General features: G+C 47.1%; 11 protein-coding genes and 1 pseudogene. 5 read left to right on the forward strand and 7 right to left on the reverse strand.

What is annotated here, in order from left to right; genetic code table 11:
- The first annotated feature begins 1 nt into the window (after position 1).
- The 5 genes from ABNK31_RS15965 (at position 2) to ABNK31_RS15985 (ending at position 8540) form a co-directional block, all read left to right on the forward strand.
- Positions 2-409 carry a DUF2023 family protein gene (locus ABNK31_RS15965; protein ID WP_418893428.1) on the forward strand — a complete coding sequence of 136 codons (408 nt, stop codon included), beginning with the start codon at positions 2-4 and terminating at the stop codon, positions 407-409.
- Between the two features lie 203 nt (positions 410-612).
- On the forward strand, positions 613-3486 hold the full coding sequence (locus ABNK31_RS15970; RefSeq protein WP_418893429.1) for a TonB-dependent receptor: 2874 nt from the start codon (positions 613-615) through the stop codon (positions 3484-3486).
- 27 nt (positions 3487-3513) lie between these two features.
- On the forward strand, positions 3514-4782 hold the full coding sequence (locus tag ABNK31_RS15975; RefSeq protein WP_418893430.1) for a DUF4876 domain-containing protein: 1269 nt from the start codon (positions 3514-3516) through the stop codon (positions 4780-4782).
- Between the two features lie 15 nt (positions 4783-4797).
- Positions 4798-6348 (forward strand): DUF6850 family outer membrane beta-barrel protein, encoded by a 1551-nt coding sequence (locus tag ABNK31_RS15980; RefSeq protein ID WP_418893431.1) that lies wholly within the window; start codon positions 4798-4800, stop codon positions 6346-6348.
- Between the two features lie 11 nt (positions 6349-6359).
- Positions 6360-8540, forward strand: coding sequence for a HEAT repeat domain-containing protein (locus tag ABNK31_RS15985; protein WP_418893432.1), 2181 nt, complete (start codon positions 6360-6362; stop codon positions 8538-8540).
- A 101-nt stretch (positions 8541-8641) separates the two neighbouring features.
- On the opposite strand, the pseudogene ABNK31_RS15990 reads toward ABNK31_RS15985, so the two are convergent.
- The 7 genes and pseudogenes from ABNK31_RS15990 to ABNK31_RS16020 form a co-directional block, all read right to left on the reverse strand.
- A pseudogene (locus tag ABNK31_RS15990) lies at positions 8642-9112 on the reverse strand (isocitrate/isopropylmalate family dehydrogenase); the annotation flags it as partial.
- Between the two features lie 23 nt (positions 9113-9135).
- The gene (locus tag ABNK31_RS15995) at positions 9136-10680 is read right to left on the reverse strand and encodes an IS1634 family transposase (protein ID WP_418892868.1); all 1545 of its coding nucleotides are present in this window, start codon (positions 10678-10680) and stop codon (positions 9136-9138) included.
- A 131-nt stretch (positions 10681-10811) separates the two neighbouring features.
- Entirely contained in the window at positions 10812-12002 is a 1191-nt protein-coding gene (locus ABNK31_RS16000; RefSeq protein WP_418895430.1) for an NADP-dependent isocitrate dehydrogenase, read from the reverse strand.
- Between the two features lie 110 nt (positions 12003-12112).
- Positions 12113-12460 (reverse strand): four helix bundle protein, encoded by a 348-nt coding sequence (locus ABNK31_RS16005; RefSeq protein WP_418893433.1) that lies wholly within the window; start codon positions 12458-12460, stop codon positions 12113-12115.
- 78 nt (positions 12461-12538) lie between these two features.
- Positions 12539-13891, reverse strand: coding sequence for a citrate synthase (locus ABNK31_RS16010; protein WP_418893434.1), 1353 nt, complete (start codon positions 13889-13891; stop codon positions 12539-12541).
- A gap of 93 nt (positions 13892-13984) precedes the next feature.
- Positions 13985-16252 (reverse strand): aconitate hydratase, encoded by a 2268-nt coding sequence (locus tag ABNK31_RS16015; RefSeq protein ID WP_418893435.1) that lies wholly within the window; start codon positions 16250-16252, stop codon positions 13985-13987.
- A gap of 197 nt (positions 16253-16449) precedes the next feature.
- Positions 16450-16872, reverse strand: a complete 423-nt coding sequence (locus ABNK31_RS16020) for a hypothetical protein (RefSeq protein WP_418893436.1) — start codon at positions 16870-16872, stop codon at positions 16450-16452.
- Between the last annotated feature and the right edge of the window lie 326 nt (positions 16873-17198).

The raw sequence follows: 17198 nt of genomic DNA on the forward strand, positions 1-17198 counted from the left end.
AATGGACGTATTCACGCATCTGTTGTATGAGCATAAAAAAGGCCTTCGCAACATGGCTTTGTACACCTTTGAGGTATCAAAAAAAGAGGCCATCGAGAAGAAATTAACCAAAATGCAGGTCGATTATATGTTCATGCCGGTTACCGATCGGAAAATAAATGTCTTCTTCGGAGCAAAGGCTTGCGTCGACGTCATCCGCACGATTGGCCAAAAGCGCTTATGCGATTATACGTGCGAAGAGGACTTTATTCTGGGCATCATGCTCGGATACGACCGGTTGAAACAATGCGAGAGATATATTGAGGGACTCGCTAAAAGGGCCGAAAAAAGAAAGAGGCTTCCTTCTGCGCCTCAAAACATTTATAACCGTCCTGTCGATCCCGTCATTTACAAACTAAGTCCTGCCTAAACATTTTTAATCGGGAGGTGCAGAATAGTAAATAAACAGGATTTTTACGGGATTACCGGATATATTTTATACCGACGAAAGGGAGGGTTTACAGCCTCTTCCTTTTCGTTCGGTTTTTGCCGTCTTATATACTTACCTCAAAAAGATTATGGGATGAAGCTTTATCCGGAAGTTTTACATAAAGAGGACATCCTTTTTTAATAATGAAAAAAATTTTATCTTCTTGCAAAGCGATATTCCTCATGGGGGGCCTGTTCATGTGTTGTTACGGTGGCAGCGTAAACGCTCAAAATAACGGTTTCAGCATTCAGGGAGTAGTCACGGATTCCATTGACGGGAACCCGGTTGAAATGGCGATGGTCATCATCGACGGACTCGATATCTGGGCCGTATCTGACGACCAGGGGCGATTTTCTTTTGAAAATGTGCCCGATGGGAATTATACATTTTTATTCCGGTTATTAGGATATAAGGACAAAACCGTCAGACAAACGCTTCGTTCGAATATCGACGGATGGAGGGAAAAGCTACAACCCGTAAGCCTTGCCCTGGAACAAGTAACGGTAACGGCTACGCAAGGCAAACTGGGATCATCCTCAAAAATACAGACGACGGCCATCGAACATATTCAGCCGAAAAGTCTTACCGATATTTTTCAACTCTTACCGGGGCAGATAACCGAAAACCCGACGCTGGCCTCACCGGGACAAGTCAAGATGCGGGAGATTTCCGACAATCCCAATAGTGCATTGGGTACGCTTGTGATGGTGGACGGCGCGCCGATGTCGAACGACGCGAATATGCAAACCGTCAACACTTCCCGATCCGGGAATTTGTCGACGGCGGCCAACACGGTCGGCCGGGGTGTAGACCTCCGGGAAATCTCAGCCGATAATATCGAAGAGGTGGAAGTTATCCGGGGAATCCCTTCTTCGGAGTACGGAAACCTTACTTCCGGCGTGGTATTGGTGAAAACGAAAATGGGCGCCCAGCCGTGGAGGGTGAAAGCCAACATTGATCCGAACACGAAGATAGCCTCCTTATCCAAAGGTTTCCGTTTGCCCAACCGCACCGGGACATTGAATATCTCGACAGATTATGCCCAGGCGTATAACGATACTCGTTATAAATATCGCGGATATAAACGCTTGACGGGAACCGCCATTTATTCGAACACGTTTATGGAAAACACGAAGCCGTTGGATTTGAATTTCCGGCTTTCTTATTTCCAAACGGTTGACGAAAATAAAACGAATGCCCAATTAAATAAGCTGGAAGCCATCCGTTCGTCCAACAAAGGAATCCGTGGAGGCATAAGCGGTAAATGGATGCTGCGCAAGTCATGGATTACGAATTTGGAATATAGCTTATCGGGGGATTACTCCTGGGCGGAAAATTATGTAAAACAGGAACAATCGCTTACCACAGGGGTCGTCCCCTATCCCACCTCCTACGTTGACGGAGTGTTTGAAGAAAACTATCTACCGGGAGTATATTACAGTGAATACACGACCGATGGGAAGCCGTATAATTTTTTCGCCAAGATAAAAGGGAGCCTGAACCGGCAATTCGGTAATACGGTCAATTCATTGGTAGGAGGATTCGACATGGCCGTCAACGGCAATAATGGAGAGGGCCTTCAATATGATTTGTCTACACCGCCGATGTCTACGCTCGAATCGAGTATCCGCCCCCGGGCACAAAAGGATCTGCCGGTATTACATAATTATGCTTTATTCGTCGAAGACAAGCTCATCCAACCCATAGGCAAGACCGTCCTTACCGCCCAAGCCGGCGTTCGGTTTTCACAAATTCAGCCGGGTAACTATTCATCGGTAGAACCACGGCTAAACACTTCTTGGGAGATTCTCAATAAGGAAAATAATCACTTGTTCGACCGCCTGAGTATCAATTTCGGATACGGTGTCTCCGCCAAAATGCCCACCTTATCTTATATTGCTCCCGATAAAGCGTATTTTGACAATATCAGCGTCAATTATTACGATCCCGACAATTCGTCGATGGCATTGATTACCACCAAAGTCCTTGACACGACGAACCCGGAACTGAAGCCGGCCCGCAGTACGAAGAACGAGATCGGGCTTTCTTTCGAGGTTAAAAAAGTATCGGTATCGATCACCGGCTTTTACGAGAAATTGAAAGACGGGCTGACGTATTCATACGCCCCCTATCTCGCCCCTTATCGAAGATACGCCATCCCCGCAGGAAAAGGTAAACGTCCGGAATTCGACAATGGCGAAGTATATTACTATGAAGGCGAAGACCGTTTACAAGCGGCCTCGGAGATGGATACCGCAGTATATACTTATATGACTCCGGCAAATAATCAGACGCTCATAAAGAAGGGGTTGGAATATGTGATACAAATCGGTCAAATCAAATCCATCCGAACATCTTTCGTCATTGACGGAGCATGGTTGTTTGAAGAATCCTATAAGACAAGTCCGTCTTACGTCAAAAGATTCTTTTACGATAATATTAAGGGAAAGGATGATTCGTATATCACCATCATGCCTGCGGGAGAAAAGAAAATCCGCCAACGCCTTAATACGAACATCCGTATGATTACCCATATCCCGGAACTGAAAATGATTATATCCTTTACGCCCCAGATCATCTGGAATCAACGGGAAAAAGAGCGATGGGAAGATAAAGAGGGAAACTCCCTGGTATATTACTACAATGACAACGGAGAGAGAGTATACGATGCCTCGGCTTTTCAGGATATGGAAACAGCCCGGTATGTGGATCCCATAGGATTTATCAGCAAAAACGGACAGGAGTACGCTTGGAAACAAGAATACGAAGGGCATTCGAAATATTCCCGCTTCCGCAACACCAATACGTATTCGTATGAATATGTCGAAGAAAGCCTGCCTCCGGCTGTACAATTCAATCTTCGTCTGACGAAAGAGTTTTCCCGCAAATTAAACATCTCTTTTATGGCGAATAATTTTTTAAAGATGAACCCGTCGCATAAAAGCAACCGGACATCGGAATATAAGAGAAGAAATACCGAATTCTATTTCGGTGCAGAGATTCAATATAAATTTTAAAACAATAAATTAGATAGATAATAGAATATGAAAAGAATCGTAAGTAATAATCAACAATCAAAAGGAACGGCATTCCGTTACGGATGGCGCGTTCTTCCGCTTATTTTTGCGGCATTCCTATTGCTTTTCTCTTCCTGCGAAAAGGATGAAGAAGCGGTGAAATATACTGTCAACGTTACTGTTCAATATCCTTCGGGATATTCCGAAAGTAATCTTTCCGATATTGAAGTGAAAGCTACTAATACCCAAACGGGAACAACGACATCGGCGAAAACCGACGCCAAAGGAGTTGCAACATTTTCGCTTGTGTCAGGGGTTTACTCTTTCAACGCCGTATTCGAAACCGAAGAATTCGCATTTAACGGATTAGTAGAAAATACAACGATTGCGGAGGATAAAGCCGTTACCCTTTCACTCCATGCAACTTCTCTATCCGGAGGATTAGTTTTTAAAGAAATTTACTACTCCGGCACTCTTACTGAAGGAGGAAAATCTTACTTCTCCGACCAGTTCATTGAAATCTATAACAACTCCGATGAAGTGATTTATTTGGATAACATTGGTTTTGGCGCATTAGATCCTCTGGCAGCGGGGAAAACACCTTCGGAATGGATCGGTGAGGATGGAAAATTACCCGATCCCATGCCTTTAGGTAATTATAGTTTTTATTTTAAAGGTTCCGGTCAAGATCATCCGCTTCAACCACGAACAAGCATCGTTATCGCACAAGACGGGATCGATCATAAAACCGACCCGGCAGGTAATCCGAATTCTCCGGTCAATTTGGGAAATGCCGATTGGGAATTGTATGTCGGAAAGATTAATGGAGGAAAAGATGCCGATGCTGCCGGCGTTCCTAATTTAGAGGTATTATATACCTCTTCTACATCTGCAAATGATGCATTGTATTCGGTATTCGGATCTGCCATGGTACTCTTCAAGTTTCCTGAAAATATTGACCCCGCAGCCTATGCCGCTGACGCAGCACATCTTTCCACCAAGCCGGGAAGTTCATACAAAACAGAATATTTGCTGATACCAAAGGAATATATTATTGAGGCGGTCGAATGTATCCATCATGAACCCGACAGACATAATAAGCGACTTTTCACCGAATTGGATGCAGGCTTTACATTTATCAGCACAGGGTCTTACTCCGGCAAAAGCGTGCGCCGAAAAGCAAAGCAGATCATCGACGGGAAAGTGATCTATAAAGATACGAATAACTCGACGGAAGACTTCTTGAAAGATCAAACACCGACTCCGGGTGTCCATCCGACAACGGTCGATCAATAAAAGACAAACCGATTAATGAAATCGATATTCAGAAAAGGGATTTTTCTAGGATTGATGATCCTTCTCTCGGCCGCGGGAGGATACGCTCAAACAGACAGCGTATCCTTTCCGGCTGATTATTCCTTGCTGCCGCGGCAACACGTTTGGCTACGGGTGCAAAATCCGGTCGCATTCCTCGGAATCGGAGGCGTCATGGATTTACAGGCCGCGTATGGAGCCACTTCCGGTTCTTACAAGCATCTTACCGAAGCCGAGAACGTGAACGGGGGAAAAGTATCGGTGGAAGGATTCAAGCAGGTCGGACGAATTCATTTTTTCGGACATTTTTCCTATGGCATTTCCTCGCTGAAAGGACAAAAATGGAAAGATGTGTTGATGCCTTCACCGGGTAATCCTTACCTGCTGGCAGACAGCATCGGGGGAGATTACACGAACGAAGGGTTCGATATCCGGGCAGGCATGGCGGCGCCGCTAAACGAGAAAATCAGCGTGGGAGTCTCCGCTACCTATCAGGGCGGAACGTCTTCGGACGAGAATGATCCGCGCCCGCTGATCGACGCCGCCCGATACTCCATCCGGCCGGGTATTGTGTACCGCTTTTCGCGCTGGTCGATCGGGGCGGACGTGGGTGTCGAAGGATATGCCGAAAGCATCGCGATCGAATCGTACCAGACGTCTTCCTATTTTACTTTTTTCCAATTTCAAGGATTGGGGAATTATTATCCCGACTCGGGAAACGCTCATTCGCGCCGGTACAACGGGCACGGAATCAGTGGACATATTCAACTCGGCTGGAAGAAAGAAGCTTTTGAAAACATCTTTCAGTTAGGCTATAAAAATATCTTCGAAAAATCGGAAGACGGCAGTGTCGCAAGCCCGTTCAAATCGGGCGATTATAAAGAACAAGCCTATTCTGTCTCTGATATCTTTACAGCCCGTATTCACGATGTAATCCATACAGGAACATTCTCATTCGACTATATACCTTCGAAAGGGATTTGGTACGATCAAAAGCCCACGACCAATGCCAACGGCCAACGCGTTTGGGAGATTTTCAATCAATCGGTTCAATACCGCCAGCATACCCTCCGTGCGGGAGCGTATTACGATGTCTTAAAGGAAAAAGACGGTTTTGCCGATTATTCGCTCGGAGGAAATATCGTTTTCGAACAACAGAAAACCTCCCTTCTGCCCGACATGAAACTGCAAAAATTTTCCAACCTTTTCGCTTCGGTTGAAGGAGGAAAGACCTTCCTGTTGGGAAACCGGTTACGATTGGGCTTGAACGCGCAGGCAGGATATCGCAAGAATCTTTCGACGAAAACCGATTTCGAAGGAATCATCCTCGCTGATAAATGGTCTTATCCCGTCAGCGAATATTTAACGGCGGACTATTTGACAGGAGAAGTAGCCGCAAAACTCTCCAAGCAGGTATTATTGGGGCGGTTGCCTTCGACCCTGTACATAGCGGCAAAGGCGGATTATACAAAGGCGACGCTGCAAACATCCCATTTCGACCATCCCCACCGGATAAGCATTTCCGCAACCGTGGGATGCACATTTTAGAATAATTTATTATGAAGTATAAAATACTGATTCTCTCTCTGCTCTTCTTTGCCGTATCTTTACAGGCAAAGAATCTGTCGCACGGATTTGCCATCGTCATCGACAGCGCAAGCTATGCACAAGCGCAACAAGAAGTCACCCGCTATGCCCGATCTATCGAAGCGGACGGGTTAAAAACCTATTTGGTGGTCGACCGGTGGCACCAACCGGACTCCATCAAACAGGAACTGAAACGACTGTACGAATTAAAGAAAAGCCCCATAGAAGGCGCCGTCTTTATCGGCGACATCCCTATCGTCATGGTAAGGGATGCCCAACACCTGACCTCGGCTTTCAAGATGAATCAGAAACGAAACTGGCAGCAATCGAGTATTGCTTCCGACCGATTCTATGACGACTTCGATCTCTCTTTCGATTTTCTCAAACAAGATTCCGTCAAGACGCTCTTTTTCTATTATTCGTTGCGCCCCGATTCGAAACAGTCTATCCACTCCGACATCTATACGGCGCGTATCAAACCGTTGGAAAAAGGCAAAAAAGACAAATACGCCCAATTGCGCGATTACCTGACAAAAGTAGTGACGGTGAAATCGGCGGAAAAGGATAATCGTATCGATCAGCTTACCGTTTCGCGCGGCCACGGATATAATTCCGAATCGAGGGTGGCCTGGTCGGGAGAACAACTGGCTCTCAGGGAACAGTTCCCGTCTTTATTCAATCCCGGAAGCTTCGTAAAGTTCACGGATTTTGATTCCTATTGGCCCATGAAACCCTACTGGTTGAATGAGATCATGCGCCCCGATCTCGATGTCATGCTCTTCCACCATCACGGTTCGAATGATTTGCAGTATGTAAACGGGTATAAGGAAGGCAGCGATGTGAATACATCGATAGACAATATCAAACAGTTCCTTCGCAGTAAAATATCCTCGGCAGTCAATAAGGGGAAAGATAAAGAAGAAACAATCGCTTACTATATGTCGTCGCTGGGTGTTCCGCGCGAATGGTGCGAAGAAGCCTTCGATCCGGAACTCCAACAAAAGGATTCGCTCCTGAACGCTTCGCTCGATATTACAGTGCAAGACTTATTGTCCATAACGCCCAATGCACGCTTCGTGATGTTCGACGCATGTTATAACGGTTCGTTTTATGAAGATGAATATATTGCCGGAGCTTATTTGTTCAACGACGGCAAAACTATCGTTACGCAAGGCAACACCGTGAATACCATTCAGGATAAATGGCCGGATGAATTTCTGGGATTGCTGCCCCACGGACTGCGGGTGGGACAATGGGGAAAATACACCCATTATCTGGAGACGCATATTCTCGGAGATCCCACCTTCCGGTTTGCCAAGAACACGACCGAAGCGATCGATATCAACGAGGCGCTTACGACCCACCGGAACGATATCCGTTTCTGGAAAAAAGCGTTGGAATCTCCTTCCGTCGATATACAGGCTATCGCTTTACGAATGCTGTATGATAATGACTATCCGGAAATCAGCGAACTCCTGAAAAAAACGTTCTTCGACTCCTCGAGTATGATCGTTCGCCTCGAATGCGCGACGCTTTTATCGCAAATCGATGACGATGCGTTTGTGGATGTATTGGAAGCTGCTTCGGCGGACAGTTATGAGTTAACAAAGCGTTTCGCTTTCGAATGGATCGCCAAAAACGGATCGGAACGCTTATTGCCGGTGGTGGCTAAAGCCATACTCAACGACAATACCTCGAAGCGAATCGCTTTCAAGATATCCTCCGGCTTGCGCATGCAGAATCTCGATAAACTGGAAAGCGAATTGATCAAACAGGCCGAAGGGCGACCCTTCTATTCCCGTGAAATGCTGGATAAGGCCCTCGAATCCATCCGTTCGGCTAACAAAAGCAAACAACAAGATATGGCGCTTATCACCGATAAATCGGCCAAACTAAAAGAACGGATATCGGAGGTATCACGATTCCGGAACCATCCCGCTTCGGACGAAGCAGACCTTTTACTGACCGTCCTCCGCGACCGTACGGATGACGCAGAACTGCGGAAAACGGCTGCGGAAGCCCTCGGATGGTTTACTTATTCTTACCGCAAAGAATATCTTCTTGAACAATTAGCTCAAATTCTTCCTTCGGAGACAGACGCGGCGATTCAGAATGAAGTGAAAAAGACCATCAATCGGCTGTCGGGGAAATAGATAAAATTAAGAGGATGTCTCACAAGTTGTCATTAAAAGAGTGTGAGTAACAGGTTGTAACTTGAAAAATTTACACATCGGAAGTAGAATCATTTCTGTTTTTACTTTTGATACACCCTCGATGATAATGCTTTATCGAGATTCTCTTTCAATACCGATAAAAATTCCTGTGTATTGAGATACTTGTCCCTCGACAGCGAACCGGGATAAGCCAACAGGGCGAGATCTTTCGTCATTTGCCCGTTTTCGACCGTTTCCACACACACTCTTTCGAGTGTTTCACAGAAATGAATCAATGCCTGGTTATCATCGAGCTTGCCGCGATGCGCCAACCCCCGCGTCCAAGCGAAAATCGAGGCAATGGGATTGGTAGAGGTCTCTTCCCCGCGTTGATGAAGGCGGTAATGGCGCGTGACCGTCCCATGCGCAGCTTCGGCTTCCACGGTCTTGCCGTCGGGCGTCACCAACACCGACGACATCATTCCCAACGACCCGAAGCCCTGGGCGACCGTATCGGACTGCACATCGCCGTCGTAGTTCTTGCACGCCCACACGAACCCGCCATTCCATTTCCTGACTTCGACAATGCGACACCCTAACCGATTTTCCAGAAATCAGGGTCGAACAATCGGGCGATAGACTTGTGCCGAGCTGTCAGCAGCATGGTTTTGGTAAGCGTTTCGCCACTGAGTGGCAACCTGATTTTCAAGGTAGTAATTGTTTTGGAAATATTCAAAACTTTATCCACACTCAAGCCTATATTGTTGTTTTTCAATATTCGTTCCAATTCCTTATAAACCTTGTATGCCACGAAACAGAGGCAAACATGCGCCTCTATCCGTTCATGGGTAAAGTGAAACATTGGTCGTAACTCAATTTTGCCCTTAGTTACCCTAAACGCGTTTTCAACCTGCCACAGCCCGCTGTATTGCTCGTAAACTTCTTTTGCAGGCAGGTCTGTGTTGGTGATGTAACCTTTCAAACCGTCCCATTTCTCGTCTTCGATGATTTTCTCTTGATTGATTGAAACTTTTACATTATCAGATATTTCCAAAAACTTGTTATAACCGCGCTTGTTGATGTTTTCTTTGGTAAGCTGTCCGCTTTTACAGGCTGATTTCAAGCGTTTTATTCCCTTTTCGCGGTTATATTTATCTTTCTTTGCCCGTTTGTCGGTATAACCCACAACCAAGCGTGATTGGGCCAACTTGACAAGTTCATGAAATAGTCCGTCCTGCTTTTTCAACGATAAAATCCATTGCTTGATTTCTTCGTTTTCATTCTTTATCCTTGCCCCGATAATGTATTTGTAGCCGCCTGATTCTAAAAGAGAGATATTGCTTTTATTCATCAATCCCGAATCGGCTACAACCACAAAATCTTCCAAATCGAAGCGTTTCACAAAATCTTCTACGATTGGAATCATTGTTCGTCCTTCGTATTGAGAACCATTGAAAATCGAGTAACTCAACGGATAGCCGCCTTTACTGACCAACAAACCTAAAACAATCTGCGGTTGGGCGTGTTTACCGTCTTTGGAAAAGCCCCTTTCCCGCAAGTCGTCGCTCTCATCCGTTTCAAAATAGAGCGTGGTTACGTCGTAAAACACAAGCCCAATGGCACCTCCTAAAATCTTTTTAGTGTGCGCTACACTGATTCTTTGCACCTTATCCTGCTGTGTGTTGTATAATTTGTCAAGATACCTGTAAATCTTGTGCAATTCAATATCTTCGTCAAAATAAGACTGAAGATAATCAACCGTACCTGCCTTACTTGAAGGCTGACACAGTCGTGCTATAACCAAATGCTTCAATATCTCATCATCTATGGAGTCAAAACCAATAAGTTTGAAAACCTGATTCAGTATCAGTTGAGTTCCATTAAGCAAGATGTTTTCAATATTACTCAAAAGATGTTCGGTAACTTGTTTTTCCTCTTCTTTTCGTTGCGCTTCCCGGAACATATCACGCACGCCAACTTGCTTGGAAATCCATTTTTTGCCCGATTGATAAAACATCTCAATTTCTTTTTCATCAGAACTGGTACCGATTGTTTTCAAATAACGGATTTTGCCGGTGCTTTTATCAACGATAACAACACTGGTACTGCCCGACCTGTTTCGTTTTTTGCGTACATACATACCGCAAAATTAGGACTTTTCTTGCTTGCGACACCCATTTTGGTGTCGCAAAATACGCAAATATATAAATATGAGATGGTTATAAAAAGAGAGTTTTAAAAGTGTCGAAGTCAGGAGAATCATTTCTGTTTTTACTTTTGATACACCCTCGATGATAATGCTTTATCGAGATTCTCTTTCAATACCGATAAAAATTCCTGTGTATTGAGATACTTGTCCCTCGACAGCGAACCGGGATAAGCCAACAGGGCGAGATCTTTCGTCATTTGCCCGTTTTCGACCGTTTCCACACACACTCTTTCGAGTGTTTCACAGAAATGAATCAATGCCTGGTTATCATCGAGCTTGCCGCGATGCGCCAACCCCCGCGTCCAAGCGAAAATCGAGGCAATGGGATTGGTAGAGGTCTCTTCCCCGCGTTGATGAAGGCGGTAATGGCGCGTGACCGTCCCATGCGCAGCTTCGGCTTCCACGGTCTTGCCGTCGGGCGTCACCAACACCGACGACATCATTCCCAACGACCCGAAGCCCTGGGCGACCGTATCGGACTGCACATCGCCGTCGTAGTTCTTGCACGCCCACACGAACCCGCCATTCCATTTCATGGCGGAAGCGACCATGTCATCGATAAGACGATGCTCATAGGTCAACCCTGCCGCTTGAAAAGCATCCTTAAACTCCTTTTCATACACCTCCTGGAAGATATCCTTAAAACGACCGTCATACGCTTTGAGTATCGTATTCTTGGTCGACAGATAAAGCGGATACTTCTTGGCTAAAGCCATTTGAAAAGACGAACGGGCAAACCCGTAAATCGATTCGTCGGTATTATACATCGCCATCGCCACACCGTCGCCGTTGAAATCAAAGACATCCCAACTTTGCGTTTCGCCGTTTTCGGGTGTAAACGTCATACGCAACGTTCCGCAGCCCTTTATCACGACATCCGTCGCCTTATATTGGTCGCCGAACGCATGCCGCCCGATGACGATGGGCTTTGTCCACCCCTGTACATAGCGGGGGATATTGGAACAAATGATCGGTTCGCGGAAAACCGTCCCGCCGACGATATTACGGATGGTACCGTTAGGCGATTTCCACATTTTCTTCAACCCGAACTCTTTCACCCTCGCCTCATCGGGCGTGATGGTCGCGCACTTGATGCCGACATGATATTTTTTGATCGCTTCGGCAGCCTCGACCGTGACCCGATCGTCGGTCTCATCCCGATGCTGAATGCCCAGGTCATAATATTTTATATCCACCTCGATATACGGCAAAATCAGTTGTTCTTTGATGAATGACCATATCACACGGGTCATTTCGTCGCCGTCGAGTTCGACGACGGGATGGCGCACGGGAATTTTGCGGGTCTTATTGTCACCGGTCACCGGTCGCCGGTCATCAGGCGATTTTCTCGAAATAGTAGTCATTATTCTGTTTTTAAATAGTTAATCAATTTATTTACTGAACTTGAAATCTGTTTTAATTTTATTCGTAGTTCATTGGCTCTTTCCGGAGAACAGTAATGCAAATCCTCACACAAATAAAGCATACTTTTCACCTCGCTGCAACTCCCTAAGCTAATATGCAAATATCGGACGAATATTCCATCGCCACCGGCATCAGAGCCTTCCGCAATATTATTCATAATGGAAACCGCCGCACGTTGAAGTTGATCTTTGAATTCCCAATCTTTCAGGTCCCTTGTTAAAGAATAAATTTCAACAACAAAAACACGAGCATCCTGCCACACACGGAGATCTTCAAACTTTCTCATTCTGCTTCCTTTTAATTAGTCGCTATCGACCACTCTTGACCGGAGACTGAAGACCGGAGACTGAAGACTTTTGACTTTTCACCTTTCTCCCAGCGGAACAAACGATTGTTTTCCCCGAACATTCTTGTATGCGGGGCGAATGATACGTTTGCTGGCGAAATTCAGTTCTTCGATGCGATGGGCAGACCATCCCACAATACGCGCCATGGCAAACAGCGGCGTAAAGACTTCTTGCGGCAGGCCGATGGCTTCATACACGAACCCCGAATAAAAATCGACATTGACGCATACCTGCTTGGCGCCTTCGCCCTTGAACTCGGCAAACAATTTCACCGCCCGCTCTTCCACAAGCTCCATCAAGGCAAATTCCTCTTCAAGCCCTTTTTCCTTAGCCAAGTCGCGAGCCATCTCCTTAAGAAGGATCGCACGTGGGTCGCTAATACGATAAACGGCATGCCCGATGCCATAAATCAAGCCGGTTTTATCGAATGCCTGTTTGTTGAGGATTCTTTTGAGATAAGCATCCACCTCTTCCACCTTGTCCCAATGAAACACATTGGCCTTCAGATCGTCGAACATGGCTCTTATCTTATGATTGGCGCCTCCGTGAAGGGGGCCTTTCAACGAACCGATGCCGGCCGCAATAGAAGAATAGATATCGGTTTCGGTAGAACTGGTAACCCGTACCGAGAAGGTCGAGTTATTCCCCCCTCCGTGCTCGGCATGAAGGATAAGCGCCAAATCGAGTATCTTCACTTCCAAATCGGTATACCGGTCGCGCCCTTTAATCATAAAAAGAAAATTCTCCGCTACGGAACGATCTTCATACGGATGGCGGATATGCATGGAACGCCCGTACTCGGCATGCCGCAACACCTGATAGGCATAGGCGATGATGGTGGGGAATTTGGCGATAAGATTGATGGATTGGCGCATCAGGTTCTCGCGCGAAATGTCTTCTGGATTTTCATCATAGACATATAGTTCAAGTACGCTCCGGGCAAGGATGTTCATGATGTTTTTTCCTTTGCGGGAAAGAATGCTCATGGTGGTTTGATGACTGAGCGGCATCGTCTGCATAATCAATGCGCGGAAAGCTTCGAGCTCGTCTTTATCGGGCAATATCCCCGACAAAAGCAAGAAAGACGTTTCCTCAAATCCCAAACGGTTTTCTTTTTGAATACCGCGGACCAGCTCTTCCACATCCATTCCCCGGTAATAGAGTTTTCCGGGAATGGCCTTCAGCGTTCCGTCGGGCAGCTTTTCATAACCGACCACATCCCCGATGCGGGTCAGTCCGACCAACACACCGGTACCGTCTTCATTGCGAAGCCCGCGCTTCACATTCATTTCGGTGAATAACTTTTTATCGATCTGCGTTGTTTTCTTGATCGACTCGGATAATTTATAAATTAAATAGTTTTCATCCATATATATGATTCCAAAATTCAATAATTCCATGATTCGATGATTCCCCACATTCAGCCTTCCGACTTTAGCCTTTCGACTTTAGACCTTAGACTCTTAGACCTTAGACTTTTTCCCCATCGCATTGAGCGCGCTGCCGGCCTTAAACCATTCGATCTGCTGTTTATTATAGGTATGCACGGCTTCGAAAGCATCCGTAGAGCCGTCGGCATGAAGGAGTTCTACCGTCAGATTGACACCGGGCACAAAGCGATTCAGCCCGCGCACGCTTATCTTGTCGTCTTCCCGTATCTTGTCATAATCATCCTTATCGGCAAAGGTAAGCGCCAACATCCCCTGCTTCTTGAGGTTCGTCTCGTGAATGCGGGCAAAGGATTTCACCAAAATGACTTTCACCGCCAAATGGCGAGGCTCCATCGCGGCATGTTCGCGGCTCGACCCTTCGCCGTAATTTTCCTCGGCCACGACGACGGAGCCCAATCCCTGCGATTTGAGTTTGCGGGCCAGTTGCGGCACGGCAAGGTATTCCCCTGTTTCGGGGTCGCGCACCGCGTTCGTTTGGTTGTTAAAGGCATTCACGGCCCCGATAAGCATATTGTCGGAAATGTTATCGAGATGGCCTCGGAAGCGAAGCCAGGGACCCGCCATCGAAATATGATCGGTGGTACATTTTCCCTTCACTTTTATCAAAAGAGGCAGGCGTTCGAAATCGTTCCCGTCCCATGCGGGGAAAGGCGCGAGCTTTTGCAGGCGTTTGGACGCAGGGTCGATGATGATTTCCTTATTGTGGCCGTCGGGCGAAGGAGCGCGGTAACCCGCTTCTTGCACGTCATACCCGCCGGGGGGCGTTTCGTACCCGGAGGGTTCGGCAAGCCGGACGTGTTGCCCCTTGTCGTTTTCGAGCGTATCGGTGAGGGGATTGAAGCGCAAGTCGCCGGCAATGGTCAGCGCCGCGACGAGTTCGGGCGAAGCCACGAAAGCATGCGTGTTGGGGTTCCCGTCGTTACGTTTGGCGAAGTTCCGGTTGAAGGAAGTGACAATGGAGTTGGGGCGTTGCCCGCCCGCATCATCGCGCTTCCATTGCCCGATGCACGGGCCGCAGGCATTGGCCATGATTACCGCCCCCGCTTCTTCAAACTCGGCGAGGATGCCGTCGCGTTCCGCCGTATAACGGATTTGTTCCGATCCGGGATTGATAATGAATTGCGCGTTCACCCCTACCCCGTCTTCCTTCGCCTGTTTCACCACCGATACGGCTCGGGTAAGATCTTCGTAAGACGAGTTGGTACACGAACCGATAAGCCCCACTTCCATTTTACGGGGATAATCGTTCTCTTCCACCATCCGGGCAAATTGGGAGATGGGATAAGCGGCATCGGGCGTGAAAGGCCCGTTGATATAGGGTTCGAGGGTGGAAAGGTCGATTTCGATCACCCGGTCGTAATAATCGTGCGGAGAAGCAACCGCTTCGGGATCAGGACGTAGGTGTCCGACAATGCTCCGCGCCAGGGAAGCTACCTCCTTCCGTCCGGTCGCTTCGAGATAGGAGGCCGATTTTTCGTCGAAAGGAAAGACGGAAGTCGTGGCTCCTACTTCGGCGCCCATATTGCAAATCGTTCCTTTGCCCGTTGCGGAAAAGGTTTCGGTTCCCTCGCCGAAATATTCGATAACGGCATTCGTTCCTCCCTTTACGGTAAGGATACCGGCCAGTTTAAGAATAACATCCTTAGGAGCAGCCCATCCCGACAGCCTGCCGGTCAGCTTCACGCCGATGAGCCGGGGCATTTTTAACTCCCACGGTAATCCGGCCATCACATCCACCGCATCGGCGCCTCCTACGCCGATAGCCAACATGCCCAATCCGCCGGCATTGGGCGTATGCGAGTCCGTTCCAATCATCATTCCGCCGGGGAAAGCATAATTTTCGAGCACGACCTGATGGATAATGCCTGCGCCGGGTTCCCAAAAGCCGATTCCGTATTTATCCGACACCTCCCGCAGAAATTCATATACTTCGCGGTTGGTAACGTTGGCCGTCTGTAAATCGGCGCGGGCATCCTTGTATGCCTGGATGAGGTGATCGCAATGCACGGTGGAGGGCACGGCGACGGAAGAGCGCCCGGCATTCATCAACTGCAAGAGCGCCATTTGGGCCGTCGCGTCTTGCATGGCCACGCGGTCGGGAGCGAAATCCACATAATCGCCGCCCCGCAGGTAGTCTTTCACTGGGATACCCGGAGAGAGATGCGAGAAAAGAATCTTCTCGGTCAGTGTCAGCGGACGGTTCAACACGCGTTTCGCCTCCTGCACTTTGCGGGGCAAGCCGGCATAGACATTGCGAATCAAATTAAAATCGAAAATCATACTGAATGAACTTAGTAAATAGGGTTGCTCTGTTTTTTTAACAACAAAGATAGCTAAATGTTCGACAGGAGAAAAACAGAACTTACATTTAATCGAAAAACAAGTCACATTGTTTACTTTCTTTATTTTTCAGGCTCCAATAAACATCTTTTTTCTTAAAAACAAGCTCGATAGGTGTCAGATTAATTATCGACCCCCTATCTCCCTATCTCGTATGGCCACGCCATATTCTTTCTATCGCTTTTCCCGGAACTATCCTGCAAAGAATCCGTTTTGATCGTCTGCGTGCCGGCAGGTATTGACGATTTGCCCTTCAGTCCCGGAATAATATATTTTACGGTATATACGGTCGATAAGGCGAGCAATACATTGGCGATCAGGATTTTTACGACACAGCGCGCCCTCGCTCTTCGCCGGTTGCCCGGATCGGCCGGATCGTAAAGGGGATTGGAAAAGTTTTTGTCACAATTCGGACAAGGAAGTTTTTTATCATGTTGCAATTCGGCGGGGCAATATAATTGCGCACCGCATTTCGGGCAGGTTACCGGATAAATTCCGCTTTCGGGAAAAGTCGGATCGGGCAAGCCGTTGAACGGACGTTTACGAAGGTGCTTCTTCATTACTATTCATTTATATCGATATAACCTCGCCGTTCCCCAAGGTCGGTATGAAATAGTATAAAAAGAGCGTGGGAACTGTCGACTCATCCGTTTAGAGGCATCGCCAGAGGCCCAATTTCAAGACAAGCAACAGCCCCACGCCTAAAGCGCGGAGCATTCGTCGCATCATCCTTGAAATTATTTGAAAATTGGCGATTTTCTAAACAGGATTAAGCTGAAACGCTTCGTTTATATATCAATCAGATACGCTGCAACGTACCTGCTGCAAAGGTATTATTTTTTATATGATTATCCGCAAAGCGTCCGATTTCTTTTTTAACCCCTCC

The organism is Limibacterium fermenti (assembly GCF_041902845.1).
Taxonomy (GTDB): domain Bacteria; phylum Bacteroidota; class Bacteroidia; order Bacteroidales; family Dysgonomonadaceae; genus Limibacterium; species Limibacterium fermenti.

What these genes read in the sequence shown, in the direction of transcription:
- ABNK31_RS15965 (WP_418893428.1), top strand. Translation starts at nt 2, where the DNA reads ATGGACGTATTCACGCATCTGTTGTATGAGCATAAAAAAGGCCTTCGC.
- ABNK31_RS15970 (WP_418893429.1), top strand. Translation starts at nt 613, where the DNA reads ATGAAAAAAATTTTATCTTCTTGCAAAGCGATATTCCTCATGGGGGGC.
- ABNK31_RS15975 (WP_418893430.1), top strand. Translation starts at nt 3,514, where the DNA reads ATGAAAAGAATCGTAAGTAATAATCAACAATCAAAAGGAACGGCATTC.
- ABNK31_RS15980 (WP_418893431.1), top strand. Translation starts at nt 4,798, where the DNA reads ATGAAATCGATATTCAGAAAAGGGATTTTTCTAGGATTGATGATCCTT.
- ABNK31_RS15985 (WP_418893432.1), top strand. Translation starts at nt 6,360, where the DNA reads ATGAAGTATAAAATACTGATTCTCTCTCTGCTCTTCTTTGCCGTATCT.
- ABNK31_RS15995 (WP_418892868.1), bottom strand. Translation starts at nt 10,680, where the DNA reads ATGTATGTACGCAAAAAACGAAACAGGTCGGGCAGTACCAGTGTTGTT.
- ABNK31_RS16000 (WP_418895430.1), bottom strand. Translation starts at nt 12,002, where the DNA reads ATGACCCGTGTGATATGGTCATTCATCAAAGAACAACTGATTTTGCCG.
- ABNK31_RS16005 (WP_418893433.1), bottom strand. Translation starts at nt 12,460, where the DNA reads ATGAGAAAGTTTGAAGATCTCCGTGTGTGGCAGGATGCTCGTGTTTTT.
- ABNK31_RS16010 (WP_418893434.1), bottom strand. Translation starts at nt 13,891, where the DNA reads ATGGATGAAAACTATTTAATTTATAAATTATCCGAGTCGATCAAGAAA.
- ABNK31_RS16015 (WP_418893435.1), bottom strand. Translation starts at nt 16,252, where the DNA reads ATGATTTTCGATTTTAATTTGATTCGCAATGTCTATGCCGGCTTGCCC.
- ABNK31_RS16020 (WP_418893436.1), bottom strand. Translation starts at nt 16,872, where the DNA reads ATGAAGAAGCACCTTCGTAAACGTCCGTTCAACGGCTTGCCCGATCCG.